Here is a 17,861-nt window from a genome sequence, read left to right on the forward strand (position 1 = left end):
TACCTAATGGAATAGCAAGGTTAAGCAACACTACCTCTTGGCCATTCGTATAAGTTCATAAGGATCCATTCCACACGCGAGCTTTTCTTTAACACGCTCTTCCCCGTACACGGCGATCAGTTTGGCAATCACCTGTTCATCCGTTTCATCCTCAGAGGACTGCATCTGAATGTAGTAAGACTTCAGTTTTGCCAGTTCAAAATAAGACATTTCAGACAGTCGGCCGGAAGCGAGAGAAGCCTGGATATACTCTGCTGGCAGGCCAAACCGTTCGGTCGCTTCTTCAAGAGTGTAAGCCATGTTGTAAGACCTCAGACAATACGACGTTTATTTTTTCCCCACTAAAAGTATGGGGGAAGAATTGCGCCGCATTCTATCATTGCCGAGATTCCACGCAGCAAAAATAAGTACACTGACGGTCACAGTTTTGAAGCGATGATTGTTATGCCTCTGGCGGCATGTACCCCATACGTAACCCCCCCCAATGACGTCCCTTTACAAACACTGGGACAGACAGGTCATGCATGACTTCCCCAGTATCACGTTTATAAGTTTGCAAAAGCATTGTCTGGGTATGGCTGCCACAGCGGGATCCAGTTCTGTCATCAAAAATACGTTTGGTACGGTTGCCAACCATATCCTTGTCGTAATCCCCCGTCAGGGGCTGGCAAAAACGGTTGTTATGGGTTGGTACATATCCATTTCGGTCTGTAGCAATGGCGTAGATAACCCGTGTATCTTCCTCAAGCACATGTTCTTGAACGGAGGGCAACAACCTGTCGCAAAGTTCATCAAATTGAGAACTGAATTTGGGAGGGTTTGTGTTGGGAATCGGTACATATTTGTTGCTGAACAAATCTTGGGTTGAAATTTCACCATTGTCTATGGCTTGTTCTAATAGCAACTGCATTTTGTCTCTGGCCGCACTGGCTGCATTAAAGAAACTTTGGTGAACGCTGTCTGGGTTATGCTCAGTGAACACAGCATTGCCATACTCGGCCATATCCATCAACATTTGGGCTGAACCGGTTAACTTGCTCATCTCTTCAGAGCTGAATTCGATATCCTGGCGTACTTCCATCAACGCTTCATGAATCTGTTCCAGGCTGGCCTGATTTTTCGTCGATCCTTCCGCAATCCTGGCGATATTGTTTTCTACATTGTGTGCCAGTCCCGATAAACCATGCAGAGTTTCCCCTACTTGCTCTATGCTGTTTGTTCCCTTGTCTACATCGCCGGAAAGATCGTTGATATGAGCCATTACTGCAGCAGACTCTGAAAGGATTTCCCGCACTATTTGTGCAACTTCTTCTGTACTTTCGGATGTACGTTTTGCCAGCGTGCGGACTTCATCTGCCACAACAGCAAATCCTCGTCCCTGATCGCCGGCGCGGGCAGCTTCTATAGCTGCATTCAATGCCAGAAGATTAGTTTGGTCCGCAATGTCATCAATCGTTTTGGCTACCGCACTGACTTTATTTACGTTGGCATCCAAAGATTTGATTTGCTCTGACGCCAGACTGGTTTTGGAGTTGATACGGCGCATGTCTTCGATGGATGAAGCCAGGGATTTCGAACTTTCATCGCTGGCTTTTCGCATTTCTGCTGCTGAAGAAACGGTTAGCTGCTCGGTCTCTCCATTTGCCACCAGCGTCGCAGAGACTTCCCCGGACGTATGGCTGATATGTACGATGGATTCAAACTGGCGGCCAATCTTCATTTTCAGCATATCAAGCGTATGGGAAACTTCAGCAGCCGCGATGGCATTATGGGTAGCATTGACTGAAAGTTGCTGAGCGGTATTCGGGTCCAGCACCAGGGAAGAGTCTGACGACTGCTGTAATTCGTCTTTTTTTGTACTGCCTGTATATACCAACCAAACGCAAACTACAGTAAACAGTGCGGCTGACAACGGAAACAAGATTCCTGACCACCCCAAAGAAAGAAAGAAAGTTAAAACAGCGGTAAATACCGTGTAGACACCACCCCATACGGCAATGCTTTTATGATGTACCGAATTACTGCTAACCATTCTGATATCGCTCCCTGAATAACGAAGTATCTTAGTTAAATTTTTATAATCCCCAAAAAGCGGGCAGATATTACATCAGGGCTACAACAATAGTTTTTCAGAACAACACCAAAAGCAAAACGTCAACGCACTCACCTCAAATATTATTTTAGTTTTTATCCAGACACCGTAGACAGAGCGAGTGGAGGGCTGACATTAGACTTTAGTAGGAAGCTACATTGCACCTCCCCTTATCCTACTGATAGATATTGAGAAATCACATTCTACGAATTATCAATAATTTGAAGTCAAACCAAAATTGAGACAGTGAATTACAAACTAAACACGAATTCTTTTGAACACTACTGATTGCTGTCAGGGAAATATAACCAGCCCCAGTTGATACATGTTCCATGCAAAATGACAGTTTTGTAATTTTGAAGTCACGATAGAGAAATCAGTTAAAAAATAGAGTGGTTGGGCGTACACAATTCAAGACTGAATGGAGTCAGAATATGGGTTCACCCGTCGACCAATCAAAGCGAAAATTTGTCAAAGGCCTGGCATTAGGGGGGGTTCTAACGGGAATATCTCCAATGTTGTCCCCGGCTTGGGCAAAGATTCAAAGTAAAAAAGTAGACAGTATCCCGGAACTATCCGGCGAAGTTATTGAACTGGTAGTACAAGAATCAGTGGTGGATTTCACTGGCAATCCCAGATTTGCCACCACCATTAACGGTTCTATTCCTGCCCCGACACTTCGCCTTAAAGAAGGGCAATCCGTAACCATAAAAGTGACCAATCTTCTGAAAGAGGATACGTCCATTCATTGGCATGGCCTTATTTTACCTTTCCAGATGGATGGTGTTCCCGGTATCAGTTTCCCTGGCATAAAGCCTGGCGAAACGTTTACCTATAGTTTTAGGGTCCAGCAAAACGGAACGTACTGGTACCACTCCCATTCTGGGATGCAGGAACTTACCGGAATGTATGGTGCCATTATTATCGAACCACAAAATACTGATCCGGTTCAGTACGATTCAGAACAAACAATCCTTATATCAGACTGGACTGATGACAATCCCCATACCGTTTTTAATAACCTGAAAATGCAAGGCGATTATTACAATTTTATTCAGCCTACATTATTCGACAACATTAAACAGGTTCAGCAAGAAGGGTTGGTATCAACCCTGACAGATAAAAACATGTGGAACAGTATGAGGATGAGTCAGACTGATCTCGCAGATCTCTCTGCAGCCACCCTCACCTACCTCATGAACGGTACTACACCGAATGGAAACTGGACGGGTCTTTTTCGCAAAGGAGAAAAAGTCAGGCTGCGCTTCATCAACGGCGCAAGCAACACGTTCTACGATGTACGGATACCGGGCTTAAAACTGAAAGTTGTGCAGTGTGACGGTATCAATCTCCATCCCATAGACGTCGATGAGTTCAGGTTTGGTCCGGGAGAAACCTATGATGTGGTTGTAGAGCCTTCTGACGATGCCTACACCGTTTTTGCCCAGTCAATGGATAGAACAGGCTTTGCTGCCGGAACACTGGCAACCCGCACCGGACTGACCGCACCTGTCCCAGAACCTGATCCCATCCAGAGACTCTCCATGGCAGACATGATGGGGGACATGAAACACGACGGCATGGATCATGGCGATATGGGTCACGGCAACATGGACGGCATGGATCACGGTAGCATGAACCATTCCTCAATGGGCGGTTCAAGCAAAACTAAGCCCAGTCCGACAGTGCGTCACGCCTCCACAGAATTTGGCCCAAGCGTGGACATGCGGGTAGATAGTCCAAGAACCAACCTCGATGACCCCGGCGTAGGCCTGCGAAATAACGGTAGACGGGTATTGACTCTCGCCGATCTCCAAACCTTGGATGGGCCACTGGATCCGAGACCGCCAGAACGCGAAATCGAACTTCACCTGACCGGAAACATGGAACGTTATATCTGGTCAATTGATGGTGTTGAATTTGGTAATTCGACCCCAGTCCATTTCAGCTATGGCGAACGCGTCAGGGTCATTCTCCACAACGACACTATGATGACTCACCCAATGCACCTGCATGGAATGTGGAGCGAACTTGAAAGCCCGGACGGTAAATTCCTGGCCAGACGACACACCATCCCCGTACAACCCGCCCAACGGGTCAGTTTCCTGGTCACGGCAGATGCCCTTGGAAGATGGGCATGGCACTGTCACCTGATGTTTCACATGGATGCCGGAATGTTCCGGGAGGTCGTGGTCTCATGAAAAACTTAATGTACAAGAAACCTGCGCTAAAACACGCCAGTAACTTACTCACCATGGCAGTGACGTTAGCCTTAACACTAACTGCCAATGTATACGCTCAATCGGCTACTCATAGTGGGCACGGAATGAGTAATGAAGCGAATACCTCAAGGGCGGTCCGAGACCCTGATGCTTATTCAGGAGGCTTCACTCTGGATTCCGACCCCTACGCACTGAAAGGACCGCGTGTCTTGGTATTGGCTGATGAAAAGAGTATTTGGGGAGCGAAATTCGACCGGCTTGAGTACCAAAACCACGACGGTGAAGACATTTTCAATTATGAGGGCGAAATATTCTTCGGTCGTGACTACGACAAACTGGTACTTCAAAGTGAAGGAGACATTGAGGAAGGCAATTTGGAAGAATCCTCATCAAACCTGCTTTGGCGTCACGCAATAGCTTCTTTCTGGGATTCTCAGGCCGGAATTCGTTATGACACCGTTAACGACAACGGCCAATTTTGGCTCACTGCCGGCGTTCAGGGCCTTGCACCTTACTGGTTTGAAGTGGATGCGATGGCCTCTGCAAGTGAAAACGGGCAATTGGCAATAGATCTTGCTGCTGAATATGACATTTTGCTCACGCAAAAATTGATCGCACAACCCTCTATAGAGCTCAGCGCTTATAGCAAAGACCAAGAAAAATGGCACATCAATGAACTGACTCCAGACATCTCAGCCGGATTAAGGTTGCGTTATGAGGTGTCTCGAAAGTTTGCGCCTTATATCGGTATTGAATGGCAAACAGACTTCGGCAAAGAAAGCAGTAACACATCAGATGAAACCTATTGGGCTGCAGGTTTACGCCTTTGGTTCTAATTCTCACCGCTTGAAGGAAAGATCTATGCAAAAGAAATCAACAATTGCCGTAGCTTTGGCATTTACCCTGTTATCCGGTTTTGCACAGGCGGGGGGTAAACACAATGAAGGTCATGGCACAGGACAGAAGCAACACATGGACATGATGGAAGATATGATGCACTCACATGGCAGTGAAGGACATTCATCTGTCGGGATGCCAGGCCACGCAGCAGACGTTACCAAAACCGTTGAAATTTCAATGCTGGATACCATGCGTTTTACACCGGAAAATTTTTCCGTGAAGTCAGGTGAAACTGTGCGGTTGTTCATTAAAAACGAAGGACTCATACCCCATGAGTTAGTCATTGGGACAAAAGAGGAAATGAGTGAACATGCTGAAATGATGCGTAAGATGCCCAAAATGCAACATACTGAAACCAATATGATTTCACTAAAGCCTGGCCAGATTTCTTCACTTATATGGAAATTCGGCAAGTCCGGTGACGTAGATTTTGCGTGCTTGATTCCCGGCCATCTGGAGGCAGGTATGATTGGAAAAGTTTCAGTAAACTGACCTATTGAATTTTCGCTAAATAATCCCTCTCGTTTTACTTTCTTGCCGCTGATTTCAGCGGCTTTTTTCTTCAAAACTCAATACCGGCAGACTGCCAGAATAACCCTACCAGCATCTACACGCTATGCGTGTTACTTAGGAAATTCCAACGTGAACTTAGTACTGCCATTTTCTGAAATGACGGAGATTCTTCCACCGCAGGCGTCCATGATTGAGCGGGTTATCGCCAAACCAAGTCCCCCGCCAATTGAGCCGTCATTTCTCCTTGATTTGTCTACGCGATAAAATCGGTCAAAGATAAAGGGCAACGCTGCTGAAGGAATCACATCACCTGTATTTTCGACTGACACAAATACACAATGGGTAGCATCCTCTATCCGGATGTTGATAACTGAAGACATATCAGCATGGCGCAGGGCATTTGAAAGCAGGTTATTGACAGCCCTTTCCAGCATATTTTTGTCCATCGATAAAACAGCATCACCGACTGTCTTGATGAAGACACTTTTCTCATCCCCTAAAATACTGAAGAAATCCACAATTCTCTCTATTTCATCCCTCACATTTACTGGAACATCATGAGTAAGAATTAAAGAATTTTCAGCCTTTGCGATGTATAAAATGTCATCAATAGTCTTCGAGATCCGCCCTATTTCCTCAAGATTGGACAGCAGAACCTCTCGATATTCTTCAGCGCTTCGGTGAGATGACAGTGTTACCTGAGACTGGGTACTGATGTTTGATAAGGGGGTTTTTAGCTCATGGGCAATATCTGACGAAAATTCGGACAATCTGCTAAAACCGAGCCTCAGCTTGTGCAACATGTCATTCTGCACCTGTACAAGGTCACGTAACTCAACAGGCAGATTGTCTAAAGGAATAACAACATCCAGGTTGTTGGTACTTACCTGTTTGAGGTGATTTTGAACCACCCTGATTGGTTTTAAACCCAAATGGACAACCACAATGCTATACGCTACAGCCAGTAGCGCCACTATCCCAACGGACCACAGCAAGATGGTTCTCAATTGGCGGAAGAAATTAATGTGTTCATTAATTTCCAACACCATTAAAACGTAAATAGAGCTGCCGGCATCAAAGACAAACGGACGGTACACTGAATTATTTTGGTGCCAATCAGGGGATTTTTCCCCTTGCTTAAAGTCGTTCAAAAACGCTTCAGGCATACCCGGTTCAAGGGGTATGCCTGAATTTGTACCTATAATTTCTTCGTTACTGATTATCCAGAAATCAACAGCCAGATTGACAGATTCAATAATCCTCTCAGGAGGTTCTTCTCTCAGTTTCAGCCAATTTACTGACTCAAACTTTTTTTGCGCATGCTGAAAATCCTGTTGATAAAAGTGGTGTTTTAGGGAGGTCTCAAGAATTGAAGCAATAAGCAGATAAACCAAAACAGAAAAAGCCAGAAACATCACAATCAACCGATTTTTCATAGAACGGAATGGAAGAAAAACCACTAACTGATATCCTCCAGTTTGTAGCCCATTCCACGAATCGTATGTATCAGTGGATGCTCAAACGGCTTGTCAATTTTAGTTCTTATTCGTTTGATTGCGACATCAATAACATTCGTATCGCTGTCGAAGTTCATATCCCACACCAAAGAAGCAATGGTAGTTCGGGAGAGTACCTGTCCCTCTTTGCGCATAAGCAGCTCTAACAGTAGAAACTCTTTCGCTGTAAGGTGGATAACCTCTCCTTGGCGCTTTGCAATTCGTTTTAAAACGTCCAGCTCTAAGTCAGCGATTCTGATGATGTCATTCCCGGTTCCTTCCCCGTTTGGCGGAGAGAAATTACGCAGAATGTTCTGAATCCTTGCCAAAAGTTCCGCAAAAGCATAGGGCTTAATGAGATAATCATTTGCGCCCAATTCAAATCCCTTTACACGATCGTCAACCTGATCTTTTGCCGTAAGCATGATTACCGGCGTGCTTATTCCACTGCTTCGAAGAGTCTTGAGAATCTGCCACCCATTCAGTTTCGGCAGCATAATATCCAGAATAATCAGATCGTAATCCCCGTCGGTTGCAAGATACAAACCGTCAACTCCATCTGAAGCCAGATCAACAACGTAACCAGATTCTGTCAGCCCTTTTTTAAGATATGCACCAGCTTTAATTTCATCTTCTATGACAAGTAATTTCATCCCATCCCCAACTAAAGTCCGGAATCAATTCATAAAAACTCTTAAATTTAGGGCATTAGCCCTTCAAAGTTAGCACATAAACAAAAACAACTGATATGGGATTTCATTAACAGATACTAATAATAAGATCATGACACCCAGTAGCTGTGAACAGCTGGGTGTCACTTACCCAATTATCAACGGTAATCCCGGTTTAAATAGTGGAATCTGACGTTTACAACCCCTACGTATTCCAAGTTACCATTGGAATTCATACGCTCATCCACTGTTACATAACCATTTTCCTTTAAGTGCAAGGAATAAGGTTTTATGTAGTTAGGCGACCAAACTTTAAGCGATTTTCTCAATTGGGAGGAAGACTGAGCCTCCAGGGATTGAAGCTGGACAATAGCGCGGTTGAACGCATCTTTTTTGTTGTCTGCAGGCGTGACCTGAATTGCCCTAGATTCAATTACAGGCGTATAACTTGAGCCGTATGGCAGTGATTTTGCCATTACAGCTGAACTGGACAATGCAATAACAGCAGCAGTTACGAGTTTTGTTAGCGTTTTCATTTCATCACCTATCACTGGTTGTTGTGTATTTGATGATGAGTATTGCGCGGGGGCTCTGACGCCCCGCTATCACTAACATGACGATTTTGTCATTTTACCAAGAAAAAACACCCCGCAATTTGCGAGGTGTCTGTTCGTATTATTTCGGTTTAATCGCGGCCGTAAACGCGTACGCCAGCAGTAGAGTCTCTGTCCTTGGCTTTACCGTAAACTTCCAGACTTTTTACGCAACGTTTGTAGGCAAACTCACGCCACGCAGTTTTTTTGTCTTCTTTCAGCCAACGTTGGAACTGGATGGTTTTTGATTCGCCGTTTCGGAAGTTAACCTTTACCTTCTGAAGGAACAGGCCTTTTTCCGCTTTCACCTGAATAGCGTCAGTACGACGGCAAACTACCAGTGGGATTTTTGCTGCATGGTCACTTTTACCCAGCAGGATAGTACGACCAAGGGTAAAATCATCATCAGCATGAGCAAGCTGAGCCCCGCCAAGAAGGCTCAACGCAAGGCAAAGCTTGGCAACCCATTTTTTCGTGTTCATTGTTCTACTTTTCCAGAAAAAAGCGGCCTCGCCGCAACGGGCTGAGAATAACTCTATCTCTCCATGCAAAAGACAGAATTGTGTCAATTATCTGCACGAAAACTGTTGAAACAACGAAAGTTATTGCGTTGCGAAACAATACATTCATTACACATTCAGAACAGAAATACCCGACCTTAGTAGTAAAATGAACTTTCTGTTCATTTCTTAGTGTGCCCTGTGACTTATGCTCTGATAGAATGCTTCCGTTTTTTGTGAGCATGATGAGAAATAGATATGCCAATGTATGTAGTGGGACACAAAATCCCGGATTCTGATTCAATCTGTGGTGCGATTGCACTTGCGTACCTGAAAAACCAAATCGGCGAACCTGCAGTAGCTACCCGTCTGGGCGATGTTTCTCCTGAAACTGCGTTCATTCTGGATCGCTTTGGTTTCGAAGCACCTGAACTCAAACTCAGCTACGCTGGCGAAGAAGTTTACATCGTTGACCACTCTGAACTGACTCAAGCACCTGACGATATCGCTGAAGCGACTATCGTGGGTATTGTCGATCACCACAAACTGGGTGACCTGACTACGTCAACTCCGCTGGAGTGCTGGATCCGTCCGGTTGGTTGTTCTAACACCGTTATCAAAATGATGTACGACTTCTACGGTGTTGAGATTCCAAAAGAAATCGCAGGCATCATGATGTGCGCCATCCTGAGCGATACCGTGATCTTCAAATCACCAACCTGCACCACTGCTGACATCCGTTGCGTTGAAGACCTGGCTGAAATCGTCGGTATCGAAGATTTCAAAGGCCTGGGCCTGGAAATGTTCAACGTTAAGTCTGCTGTAGCCGGCACACCTATTCGTGATCTGGTAATGCGTGATTACAAAGACTTCAACATGAATGGTAACCTGGTAGGTATCGGCCAGTTGGAAGTGGTTGACCTGTCTGTATTTGATGAAATCAAAGCAGAGCTGGAAGCAGATATCGCTGTTCTGAAAGAAGAAGGCCAGCGCCACTCAGTAATGCTGCTGCTGACAGACATCATGAAAGAAGGCTCTGAGCTGCTGGTTGTGTCTGATGACGTTGCCATTGTTGAACGTGCATACGGTAAAGAAACCGAAAACGGCCGTGTATGGCTGGACGGCGTACTGAGCCGCAAGAAGCAGGTTGTTCCACCGCTTCAGGACGCTTTCGCATAAGTCGTTATTTGGCACACTGATGCTCATAAAAAAAGAGAGCCTTTACCGGCTCTCTTTTTATATCGGGGATCTTTCAGGCCTAAGGTTTGGCAATCTTGATGGAAATATTCACCGTATAATCAGCCGGGCAACCCGGTGCAACAACGCTGGCAACGATAGACTTACCCAATCCAATCACGCTAGATCCTGGGGCAAACAGCATGGGTTTGTTCTTGCTGTCCAGCACTGCTGAACCGTCAACATTCAGTCCAACTTTTACATTCTTCGAGCAAGAATGACGCGAGCCAACCCCTATCTCTGCCACAAACTGTTTTGGCTCGTTGAACAGTGCAACATTGGTCACTGGATTTTTAGCGGGAAATACAAAAGCAGTTGAAGAAATAGCACTTACTTTTGGTGACGCCTCAATTTGCCATTCCCCGCGGAAAATCTCTCCTCCTTGCCCACGCAGAATGGTGATCTCTTTGCCCTCCAGGAATATAGAGCCCCCTTCCCAATGGGGATGTATGGTCGTTCTACCGTCAACTTTAAACCTGAAAGGAACATCTCTGGCGTCCAATGATGTAGACCAAACCCTGAACAGCTGCGGCGTTTTAATTGGCTCTCCACCGGTACGGGTTCTTGCAACCAATGTTGTTTCCGATTGACCAGGAGGCAGGCTCCATCCTCCTTTTAAAAGAATGTTCTGCTGCTGTTGGGAAGCGTTGACGAAAGTATCCAGGGTTCTGGCCGAGCCACCGACAGACTTAACTCCTTCTTCGAGAAGAATCCGGTAGGAATCGAATATCGGGTCATTTTTATACATCGCATACGCCCGGAAAAATTCACACTGCTGTTCAAAGTAGAAATCATTCAGCTGTGCATCTACCGGCAAAACTGACGGGCCAGGAATCCGGTATAGTTCGTCCTGAGCAATCGTCAGTTGTTCTTTTAAACCGTAACGCCAGTTGTATGCAGCACCTTTATGTTTATCTGATGTCAGCCCCATCTCGTAGGAAAATACGTGGCAAAGCTCATGGACAAAATCCCCCCAGTCCACGAAATCACCGTCGCTGGAAAAATCATCCAGATAGAGGCCATCGGGATAGTAAACTTTATGGTTGATGACAAACGGCCTTTTAATCACACTCGTCAGTAACTTTTCAGAGCCACTGCTCAGCCGCTTTACTTCTGCGGTAAATTCTTTCTCACCACTTGCATCTTTATTAATGATTCTGACTTTGTCATATCGAATACCACTGTCGAACTCTTGCTTTAAATTGTCGACTTCTGACGTTGTAAGCCCGCGGCTGGCACAGCCTGTCAATACAAGTGTGCCCAGCAATATCACGGTGAATGACAGCCAACTGTTCCTTTTCATAATGCAACCTTCTATCCCTATGTTTGATTCTGTTTCTATAAGGTGATTCTTATTCCCGTAAATTAATATAACATTCATGTGGCACATTTCGAGCGCCATGAAAATACTTTAATAACATCGATAGGAATAAACAACTTTAGTCTATTCGATATCTCCACCCATTTGATCTACACACAAAAGTACTCACCACATTGAGCTATTGGCTAAACATAAAATTATTCGCAGCTGAAATTGTTAATTAAGTTTTCACTATTTAAAGGTCAATTAACTTTGCTCGCCCTTCCTGTACCAGCCAACCCGGCGTATACTCGCCAGGACTTCCCGATCCGGAGATAACTGGATGAACAACAAAATCAAATTTGATTCACTGAAAAACAAGTCGCGCCGTCTGCGCAAAAAGCTATATCTGGGTGAGTTTGCCGTTACTGGCTTTGAGCTTCATTTCGCCGTCCCAACCTCAGATGCCAAAGGCTACGACCAACTGCTTGAAGAGCTGATTAACCAGGTTGAATCCCGTAACCTGTGTATTGGTGGTGGCGCCGACAGCCAAGGCAAAGTTTCATTCTTTGTTGCCCCATTCGCCAGTTACGGAAAAGCAACTGAAGAAGACCGCACTGCACTTATCAACTGGCTGGAGACACAAAGTCAGGTTGCCAGTGTTGAAGCTGGTCCACTCGTTGATGCCAATTACGGGCCTTATTAATCCGGTAGGATTTGAGTACTCCGGGTACATTTTTTAAAGTGCCCGGTTCAAAACAACCAGAATTCTCCAATTCACGTGGTGTTTTTCAGCTATTGGATTAATTATTAAGGAATGCATTCGATTGATAAGCCGACCTCCTTTTAATTATTGTCTGATTCAGGCCGGGCACCTAGATACTCATACTAACTCTGCATTATTATGCAGCATATTTTTTAAGCTCATGCGGGTATATGGTCATCCCGTTTTGAGTGTTTTCGTAGATTGAATGTTCTCGAATATAGGACCATGCATGGATACTTGTACTTGTTTGTGCCGCCAAACGTTCAATAACAACATTAACATCCCGCCCCGCATAGTCCTTGTCATGTACAAAGATTTTTTTAAGAACTGACAACATAGTAAACTCCTTTTAAATGTAATTTAATTTCAATGCATTATGTTGATAACTTACATTATGGCGATTTTGTGATCAAGATCTATTGACGTTAGTCACATAAATTTAATAAACATGTTTTTTTACCACATAAGCAATAGTCGCGTGATTTTATATTTAAATCTTCGAACCTATGACTAAATTGATTTCCCCACCGTGTTGATTGCGCAGACATATTTTTGCGAATACGCAAAACCAGCGTCGTTAAGCCATGAGGAGTCGTCCTGTTCTTGAAACCTATACGCCCGAGCGCCTTGTTGATTATCTCGGCATCAGTGGGTTTGTTGGCAAAGCGACTTGATTCAAAGACGTAATCACAGTGACCGGTCAAGGCCTGATCGTTTCAAGAATAGCGATGACCTGGGGTGTCAGTGGTACCTCATGGCTCCGCCGCATCTTCATTCTTTCAGGGGGAATCACCCAGAGTTTACGCTCCAAGTCTATTTCATCCCAACGGGAAGCGGCAGCCTCATTGAGACTTCGTGGAAATAGAGGTTGCCGCTATCAGCAACCCGAAAAGATTTTTCTTTTGGCTTGAGCTTCTGAACTGCCATTGCAGATAAGATGTTGATTCGCATAGCCCTACCTCCATCCCTGAGAACAAAAGTAATACCAGAAAAAGCGGGGATTACTCAGTATGTAATACGGCATACACGCATTTTGGTATATGGATAGCTCAGCTTGAGACAGGATAGAACAGGTAACCTACTGAATTTGCAGAATTTCAGACACAAAAAAAGACGCTCTAGAGCGTCTTAATTTTGGAATTTGGCGGTGAGGGAGGGATTCGAACCCTCGGTACGTTGCCGTACACACACTTTCCAGGCGTGCTCCTTCAGCCACTCGGACACCTCACCAATTTGTTTTCGTTGTGGGCTTTGCGTCCCAACGAGGCGCTACTATAGAGATCCATCCGTATTAGGTCAACACTGTAAATGCAATTCTTTGTTCGAATGGACAATTAACGATCAAACCGGTGGCAATCCGTGCGATTTGATGGCCTGGCGTTCACCTTAGCCGCACTACACTGTTACAATGCCCGCAAAATACCAAGGCGAGTTTTAATCATGTCTTCTACATTGACTGACTTTATTGCTGAAAATGGCCTCGAAAGCCAACTGATGTCCCCGATGCAAATTGAGGGCTTTGTAACTGCATTGGCGGCTGCCCCTCATGTTATTGACCCGGCTGAGTGGCTGGCGTATCTCTGGGGAGGCGAAGAAACTGCGCCTTTTTCTACCCATGAACAGCTTGAGCAGTTTGCCCGTCTGGTAGTCGAACGATGGAATGCATCACGCAAAGCCCTGTTTGAAGGGAACTGGCAGTGGCCATCACTTTGCCAACTTGATGAAGCAGAGTTGGTCTCTGACGGTACCCGTGAGTTCGCTGATGGTCTACTGCAAGGCTGGAGCCTGACCCGTGATGACTGGGAAGCTCTGATGCCGGAAGACAGTGAAGACAGTGCATTACTTGGTGGTGTCATTCTGTCAGTCAGCATGATGTTTGACCCGGAAACGGCCATTGCCACCATGGAACAGTATGGTGCAATCGAGTTGGCCCAATTTGAAGAGGTCTACAACGCCATGCCAATGATGCTGAGCGGCCTGGCGATGAAAGGCCAAATGCTGGCAGCCGAAGACCAGTAACGCCCTCAATCGCTGATTTCCCAAAAGCGGTCTGTGGCCGCTTTTTAACCTGAAACTTTTCGCGCAACAGTCAACCATTCCTGATATAGTCCCCGCCCTAACAGCAATTGCCGGTTCATGGCTACAATTACGGGACTGCCCCTTTGACGACTCAAGTATTTTCGACCCTTCCGTTGAAAGCTGAACTGCTTTCCACGCTCAATGATATTGGCTACAAAAACATGACGCCGATTCAAGCTGAAAGCCTTCCTTCAATCCTCGAAGGGAAAGACGTCATTGGCCAAGGCAAAACCGGCTCCGGTAAAACTGCGGCTTTCGGGCTTGGCCTGCTGAACCGCCTGAACGTTAAACGCTTTCGGGTTCAATCCCTGGTGCTCTGCCCTACCCGGGAACTGGCTGACCAGGTTGCAGTGGAAATCCGCCGACTTGCTCGCGGTATCCACAATATTAAAGTTCTGACCTTATGTGGCGGCGTGCCTATGGGGCCACAAATCGGCTCCCTCGAGCATGGGGCTCATATTATCGTAGGAACACCCGGCCGTATTCTCGACCATATGGAAAAAGGCCGTTTGTCACTGGCTGAAGTAAACACACTGGTACTCGATGAAGCCGACAGAATGCTGGAAATGGGTTTCCAGCCGGCTCTGGATGCCATCTTTGAAGAAGTACCTCAAGACCGCCAAACACTTCTGTTCAGTGCGACTTACCCAGCACAGATTAAAAGCATCAGCCAGCAGATCATGACTTCCCCGACTATGGTGAAAGTCGAATCAAATCACGATGACAGCAGCATCAGCCAGTACTTTTACCGTTGTGAAGGTAACAAAGATCGCATGCATGCGCTGCGCTTGTTACTTCTCAAACACCAGCCGGAAAGTGCTGTGGTGTTCTGTAACACCAAACGTGACGTGAAAGACGTCGCGGCAGTCCTTGAAAATGACGGGTTCTCTGTGGTGGCACTGCATGGCGATCTGGAACAACGTGACCGGGACCAGATGCTGCTTAAGTTTGCCAACAAAAGTACTACCATCATGGTGGCAACAGACGTCGCAGCTCGTGGACTGGACATAGATGCCCTTGATGCTGTGATTAACTACCACATGGCATACGATACCGAAGTTCATATTCACCGTATTGGCCGCACCGGCCGCGCAGGCAGCGAAGGCGCAGCATACACCTTCTTTGGACCGGAAGACGGATACCGCATTGCTCTTCTGGAAGACCACCTCGAGCGAGACATTAAGTCTCAGACGCTGCCGGACGAATCTGTTCTGAACAATACGCCTCGTTCACCGGAGATGGTAACACTGCATATCGATGCCGGTAAAAAAAGCAAAGTACGCCCGGGGGATATCCTTGGTGCACTGACCGGCGAAAACGGCATCGAAGGTGCGCAGGTTGGTAAAATCAAAGTGACTGATTTCCGCTCCTACGTTGCAGTAAAACGACATGTGGCAAAGAAAGCACTTAAGAAGCTGACCTCCGGTAAAATCAAAGGCCGAAACTGTCGCGTGTGGCAACTGCGTTAATTCCCGCAGACCTAGTTAAACAAAAAAGGCGAACCTGGTGTTCGCCTTTTCCATGTCTTTAGCCTGCACAGGGCTAATGTTCAGGCATTGCCCTTTACTTTCACTTGCAGCGACGCCGCAAAATCAAGCATCCGGTTAAGCGGAATCAGTGCTTTAACCCGAACTTCATCGTCGACAAAGATCTCATGTCCTTCTGAGCCTTCCTTTAGGGCTGACTCAATCGCTTTCAGGCCATTCATTGCCATCCACGGGCAATGTGCGCAGCTTCGGCATGTGGCACCAGCACCGGCTGTCGGGGCTTCAAACAGCTCCTTCTCAGGGACAGCTTGCTGCATTTTGAAGAAAATGCCCTTGTCGGTTGCAACGATAAGCTTTTTCTGTGGCAGCGTTTGGGCAGCTTTGATCAGCTGGCTGGTTGAACCCACGGCGTCGGCCATCTGAACCACGCTTGAAGGGGACTCAGGGTGGACCAGAATAGCAGCATCCGGGTTAAGCGCCTTCATCTGCTCAAGCGCCTGGGCAGAGAACTCATCGTGCACGACACACTCGCCCTGCCACAGAAGCATTTCGGCCCCGGTTTGCTTTGAAATATACGCACCAAGATGGCGATCCGGTCCCCATATGATGGGGTTACCTTCGCCATCCAGATGCTCAACAATCTCCAATGCGATTGAAGATGTCACAACCCAGTCAGCACGCGCTTTCACTGCTGCCGAGGTGTTCGCATAAACAACAACGGTGTGGTCTGGGTGGGCATCGCAGAATTCTTTAAACTTGTCTTCCGGACAACTGAGGTCCAGTGAACACTCTGCTTTGAGTGTTGGCATCAGAACGGTCTTTTCCGGTGTGAGGATTTTGGCCGATTCCCCCATAAATCGTACACCACAGATAATCAAGGTGCTGGCTGGGTGCTGGTTGCCGAATTTTGCCATCTCAAGAGAGTCACCGACAAAGCCACCGGTTTCTTCCGCCAGTGCCTGAATCTCAGGGTCAGTGTAATAGTGGGCAATCAGAACGGCATCGCGGGCTTCCAACAGGGATTTGATGCTCGCAATGTATTGTTTTTTTTCTTCCTCTGATAGCGGAACGGGCTTAGGCGGGAACGGATAGGTCCGGTCCTCAATAGTTACGACTTGGCTCATTGCTCCACGATGTCCATTTTAGGAATAGTCCGGACATTATACCGTTTTTTAACCCGAGTGTTACAGAGTGAGCGCAATCTGCGAGCCAGAAATCCCCAGACTGTTTTACATTGAATAAGATAAAAGAAAACCGGCGATTGCCGGTTTACTTGAGTCGGTTTTGCGCTTGCTGAGCAGACGTGGTTCCGGGGAATTTCGAAATGACTTCCTGGAAAATCTTTTTCGCACCGGCTTTGTCTCCTTCCCTTTCAGAGATAAGACCCAGCTTCAGCATTGCATCTGCACGCTTGTTGGAATCTTTGTAGTTCACAACAGCAGCAAAGTTCTTTTTAGCCTCTTCCAGTTTGGACTGGGAGAAATACAGCTGACCTAACCAATAGTGTGCATTCGGCGTATAAACCGATTGCGGGTAAGTACCAAGGAAGGTATTGAAAGCGGAGATGGCACCACTGTAGTCCTTCTTTTTAAGAATGAGATCTACGGCTTTTTGGTATTCATCGTTTTCATTGCGGTTAGACGCAATGACACCACCTTCCGGCTCACTGGTTTTCGGCTCCGGTGTAACTGCCGGTTTTGCAGTACGGAGCGTATCCACTTCACGGTACAGGTCACGCTGGCGTTCCAGCATCTGGCCTATATCGTAGCTGTTCTTTTCAACGGTGCCCCGAAGGCCATCGATTTCACCCGCCATCTGGTCAAGTTGGCGTTGCATATCGATTTGCATCTGGTTTCTGGCTTCCAGCATGCGTTCTAAACGGGCGATGCTGTCATCCGGTGACCTGAGATCAGCAACCGGAGCCTGTGCAGCGGCAGGGGCTGCCACTGCACACACCAGTAACGCCAGCGGGAAAAAACGCTTAGAGTTACTGCTCATAGTAGTTA

The 17,861-nt window shown here is 46.5% G+C and carries 18 protein-coding genes, 1 tRNA gene and 1 pseudogene; 7 read left to right on the top strand and 13 right to left on the bottom strand.

What is annotated here, in order from left to right:
• Window positions 1-30: 30 nt before the first annotated feature.
• Together NF212_RS11485 and NF212_RS11490 are read right to left on the bottom strand one after the other, a co-directional pair.
• Complete coding sequence (locus NF212_RS11485; protein WP_434355724.1) at window positions 31-300, bottom strand: hypothetical protein; 270 nt, start codon at window positions 298-300, stop codon at window positions 31-33.
• 142 nt (window positions 301-442) lie between these two features.
• Entirely contained in the window at window positions 443-2,032 is a 1,590-nt protein-coding gene (locus tag NF212_RS11490) for a methyl-accepting chemotaxis protein (protein ID WP_434355726.1), read from the bottom strand.
• A gap of 494 nt (window positions 2,033-2,526) precedes the next feature.
• On the opposite strand from NF212_RS11490, the gene NF212_RS11495 reads away from it, so the two are divergent.
• From NF212_RS11495 to NF212_RS11505, 3 genes are read left to right on the top strand one after another with little or no spacing between them, the layout of a single operon-like run.
• Entirely contained in the window at window positions 2,527-4,293 is a 1,767-nt protein-coding gene (locus NF212_RS11495; protein WP_434355728.1) for a copper resistance system multicopper oxidase, read from the top strand.
• Window positions 4,290-5,150 (top strand): copper resistance protein B, encoded by an 861-nt coding sequence (locus tag NF212_RS11500; protein WP_434355730.1) that lies wholly within the window; start codon window positions 4,290-4,292, stop codon window positions 5,148-5,150. Before NF212_RS11495 ends, NF212_RS11500 begins: the two co-directional genes overlap by 4 nt.
• A 25-nt stretch (window positions 5,151-5,175) precedes the next feature.
• Window positions 5,176-5,706 (top strand): cupredoxin domain-containing protein, encoded by a 531-nt coding sequence (locus tag NF212_RS11505; protein WP_434355732.1) that lies wholly within the window; start codon window positions 5,176-5,178, stop codon window positions 5,704-5,706.
• Window positions 5,707-5,837: 131 nt separating this feature from the next.
• Here NF212_RS11505 and NF212_RS11510 read toward each other — a convergent pair whose 3' ends face one another.
• The 4 genes from NF212_RS11510 to NF212_RS11525 all read right to left on the bottom strand — a co-directional run bounded on the left by NF212_RS11510 (window position 5,838) and on the right by NF212_RS11525 (window position 8,969).
• Complete coding sequence (locus NF212_RS11510) at window positions 5,838-7,187, bottom strand: heavy metal sensor histidine kinase (RefSeq protein WP_434355734.1); 1,350 nt, start codon at window positions 7,185-7,187, stop codon at window positions 5,838-5,840.
• Window positions 7,187-7,876: a heavy metal response regulator transcription factor gene (locus NF212_RS11515; protein ID WP_434355736.1), complete on the bottom strand. Its 690-nt coding sequence runs from the start codon at window positions 7,874-7,876 to the stop codon at window positions 7,187-7,189. Before NF212_RS11515 ends, NF212_RS11510 begins: the two co-directional genes overlap by 1 nt.
• A 176-nt stretch (window positions 7,877-8,052) precedes the next feature.
• Window positions 8,053-8,430, bottom strand: a complete 378-nt coding sequence (locus NF212_RS11520; RefSeq protein WP_434355738.1) for a DUF3316 domain-containing protein — start codon at window positions 8,428-8,430, stop codon at window positions 8,053-8,055.
• A gap of 149 nt (window positions 8,431-8,579) precedes the next feature.
• The gene (locus tag NF212_RS11525) at window positions 8,580-8,969 is read right to left on the bottom strand and encodes a DUF2541 family protein (RefSeq protein ID WP_434355740.1); all 390 of its coding nucleotides are present in this window, start codon (window positions 8,967-8,969) and stop codon (window positions 8,580-8,582) included.
• A gap of 276 nt (window positions 8,970-9,245) precedes the next feature.
• Between NF212_RS11525 and NF212_RS11530 the strand changes: the two genes are divergently transcribed.
• Window positions 9,246-10,166, top strand: a complete 921-nt coding sequence (locus NF212_RS11530; RefSeq protein WP_434355742.1) for a manganese-dependent inorganic pyrophosphatase — start codon at window positions 9,246-9,248, stop codon at window positions 10,164-10,166.
• Between the two features lie 79 nt (window positions 10,167-10,245).
• On the opposite strand, the gene NF212_RS11535 is transcribed toward NF212_RS11530, so the two are convergent.
• Window positions 10,246-11,526, bottom strand: a complete 1,281-nt coding sequence (locus NF212_RS11535; protein ID WP_434355744.1) for a hypothetical protein — start codon at window positions 11,524-11,526, stop codon at window positions 10,246-10,248.
• Window positions 11,527-11,866: 340 nt separating this feature from the next.
• Here NF212_RS11535 and NF212_RS11540 point away from each other — a divergent pair, with 340 nt between their 5' ends.
• Window positions 11,867-12,229 (top strand): YggL family protein, encoded by a 363-nt coding sequence (locus tag NF212_RS11540; RefSeq protein WP_434355746.1) that lies wholly within the window; start codon window positions 11,867-11,869, stop codon window positions 12,227-12,229.
• Between the two features lie 196 nt (window positions 12,230-12,425).
• Here the strand turns inward: NF212_RS11540 and NF212_RS11545 are convergent, their stop codons facing one another.
• From NF212_RS11545 to NF212_RS11560, 4 genes and pseudogenes are all read right to left on the bottom strand, one after another.
• The gene (locus NF212_RS11545) at window positions 12,426-12,626 is read right to left on the bottom strand and encodes a hypothetical protein (RefSeq protein ID WP_434355748.1); all 201 of its coding nucleotides are present in this window, start codon (window positions 12,624-12,626) and stop codon (window positions 12,426-12,428) included.
• 232 nt (window positions 12,627-12,858) lie between these two features.
• Window positions 12,859-13,136 (bottom strand): annotated as a pseudogene (locus NF212_RS11550) (tyrosine-type recombinase/integrase); the annotation flags it as partial.
• Complete coding sequence (locus NF212_RS11555; RefSeq protein ID WP_434355750.1) at window positions 13,103-13,240, bottom strand: hypothetical protein; 138 nt, start codon at window positions 13,238-13,240, stop codon at window positions 13,103-13,105. The gene NF212_RS11555 and the pseudogene NF212_RS11550, both read right to left, overlap by 34 nt.
• A 191-nt stretch (window positions 13,241-13,431) precedes the next feature.
• A tRNA-Ser gene (locus NF212_RS11560) sits at window positions 13,432-13,519 on the bottom strand.
• Between the two features lie 210 nt (window positions 13,520-13,729).
• Between NF212_RS11560 and NF212_RS11565 the strand changes: the two genes are divergently transcribed.
• Both NF212_RS11565 and dbpA read left to right on the top strand, forming a co-directional pair.
• On the top strand, window positions 13,730-14,308 hold the full coding sequence (locus tag NF212_RS11565) for a UPF0149 family protein (RefSeq protein WP_434355752.1): 579 nt from the start codon (window positions 13,730-13,732) through the stop codon (window positions 14,306-14,308).
• A gap of 143 nt (window positions 14,309-14,451) precedes the next feature.
• Window positions 14,452-15,837: an ATP-dependent RNA helicase DbpA gene (dbpA, locus tag NF212_RS11570; protein WP_434355754.1), complete on the top strand. Its 1,386-nt coding sequence runs from the start codon at window positions 14,452-14,454 to the stop codon at window positions 15,835-15,837.
• Window positions 15,838-15,917: 80 nt separating this feature from the next.
• On the opposite strand, the gene nadA is transcribed toward dbpA, so the two are convergent.
• Together nadA and ybgF are read right to left on the bottom strand one after the other, a co-directional pair.
• The gene (gene nadA / locus NF212_RS11575; protein ID WP_434355756.1) at window positions 15,918-16,979 is read right to left on the bottom strand and encodes a quinolinate synthase NadA; all 1,062 of its coding nucleotides are present in this window, start codon (window positions 16,977-16,979) and stop codon (window positions 15,918-15,920) included.
• 145 nt (window positions 16,980-17,124) lie between these two features.
• Window positions 17,125-17,853, bottom strand: a complete 729-nt coding sequence (ybgF, locus tag NF212_RS11580) for a tol-pal system protein YbgF (protein ID WP_434355758.1) — start codon at window positions 17,851-17,853, stop codon at window positions 17,125-17,127.
• Window positions 17,854-17,861 lie beyond the last annotated feature (8 nt).

Source organism: Parasalinivibrio latis (genome assembly GCF_036825535.1).
Lineage (GTDB): Bacteria > Pseudomonadota > Gammaproteobacteria > Enterobacterales > Vibrionaceae > Parasalinivibrio > Parasalinivibrio latis.

What these genes read in the sequence shown, in the direction of transcription:
- NF212_RS11485 (WP_434355724.1), bottom strand. Translation starts at nt 300, where the DNA reads ATGGCTTACACTCTTGAAGAAGCGACCGAACGGTTTGGCCTGCCAGCA.
- NF212_RS11490 (WP_434355726.1), bottom strand. Translation starts at nt 2,032, where the DNA reads ATGGTTAGCAGTAATTCGGTACATCATAAAAGCATTGCCGTATGGGGT.
- NF212_RS11495 (WP_434355728.1), top strand. Translation starts at nt 2,527, where the DNA reads ATGGGTTCACCCGTCGACCAATCAAAGCGAAAATTTGTCAAAGGCCTG.
- NF212_RS11500 (WP_434355730.1), top strand. Translation starts at nt 4,290, where the DNA reads ATGAAAAACTTAATGTACAAGAAACCTGCGCTAAAACACGCCAGTAAC.
- NF212_RS11505 (WP_434355732.1), top strand. Translation starts at nt 5,176, where the DNA reads ATGCAAAAGAAATCAACAATTGCCGTAGCTTTGGCATTTACCCTGTTA.
- NF212_RS11515 (WP_434355736.1), bottom strand. Translation starts at nt 7,876, where the DNA reads ATGAAATTACTTGTCATAGAAGATGAAATTAAAGCTGGTGCATATCTT.
- NF212_RS11520 (WP_434355738.1), bottom strand. Translation starts at nt 8,430, where the DNA reads ATGAAAACGCTAACAAAACTCGTAACTGCTGCTGTTATTGCATTGTCC.
- NF212_RS11525 (WP_434355740.1), bottom strand. Translation starts at nt 8,969, where the DNA reads ATGAACACGAAAAAATGGGTTGCCAAGCTTTGCCTTGCGTTGAGCCTT.
- NF212_RS11530 (WP_434355742.1), top strand. Translation starts at nt 9,246, where the DNA reads ATGCCAATGTATGTAGTGGGACACAAAATCCCGGATTCTGATTCAATC.
- NF212_RS11535 (WP_434355744.1), bottom strand. Translation starts at nt 11,526, where the DNA reads ATGAAAAGGAACAGTTGGCTGTCATTCACCGTGATATTGCTGGGCACA.
- NF212_RS11540 (WP_434355746.1), top strand. Translation starts at nt 11,867, where the DNA reads ATGAACAACAAAATCAAATTTGATTCACTGAAAAACAAGTCGCGCCGT.
- NF212_RS11545 (WP_434355748.1), bottom strand. Translation starts at nt 12,626, where the DNA reads ATGTTGTCAGTTCTTAAAAAAATCTTTGTACATGACAAGGACTATGCG.
- NF212_RS11555 (WP_434355750.1), bottom strand. Translation starts at nt 13,240, where the DNA reads ATGCGAATCAACATCTTATCTGCAATGGCAGTTCAGAAGCTCAAGCCA.
- NF212_RS11565 (WP_434355752.1), top strand. Translation starts at nt 13,730, where the DNA reads ATGTCTTCTACATTGACTGACTTTATTGCTGAAAATGGCCTCGAAAGC.
- nadA (WP_434355756.1), bottom strand. Translation starts at nt 16,979, where the DNA reads ATGAGCCAAGTCGTAACTATTGAGGACCGGACCTATCCGTTCCCGCCT.
- ybgF (WP_434355758.1), bottom strand. Translation starts at nt 17,853, where the DNA reads ATGAGCAGTAACTCTAAGCGTTTTTTCCCGCTGGCGTTACTGGTGTGT.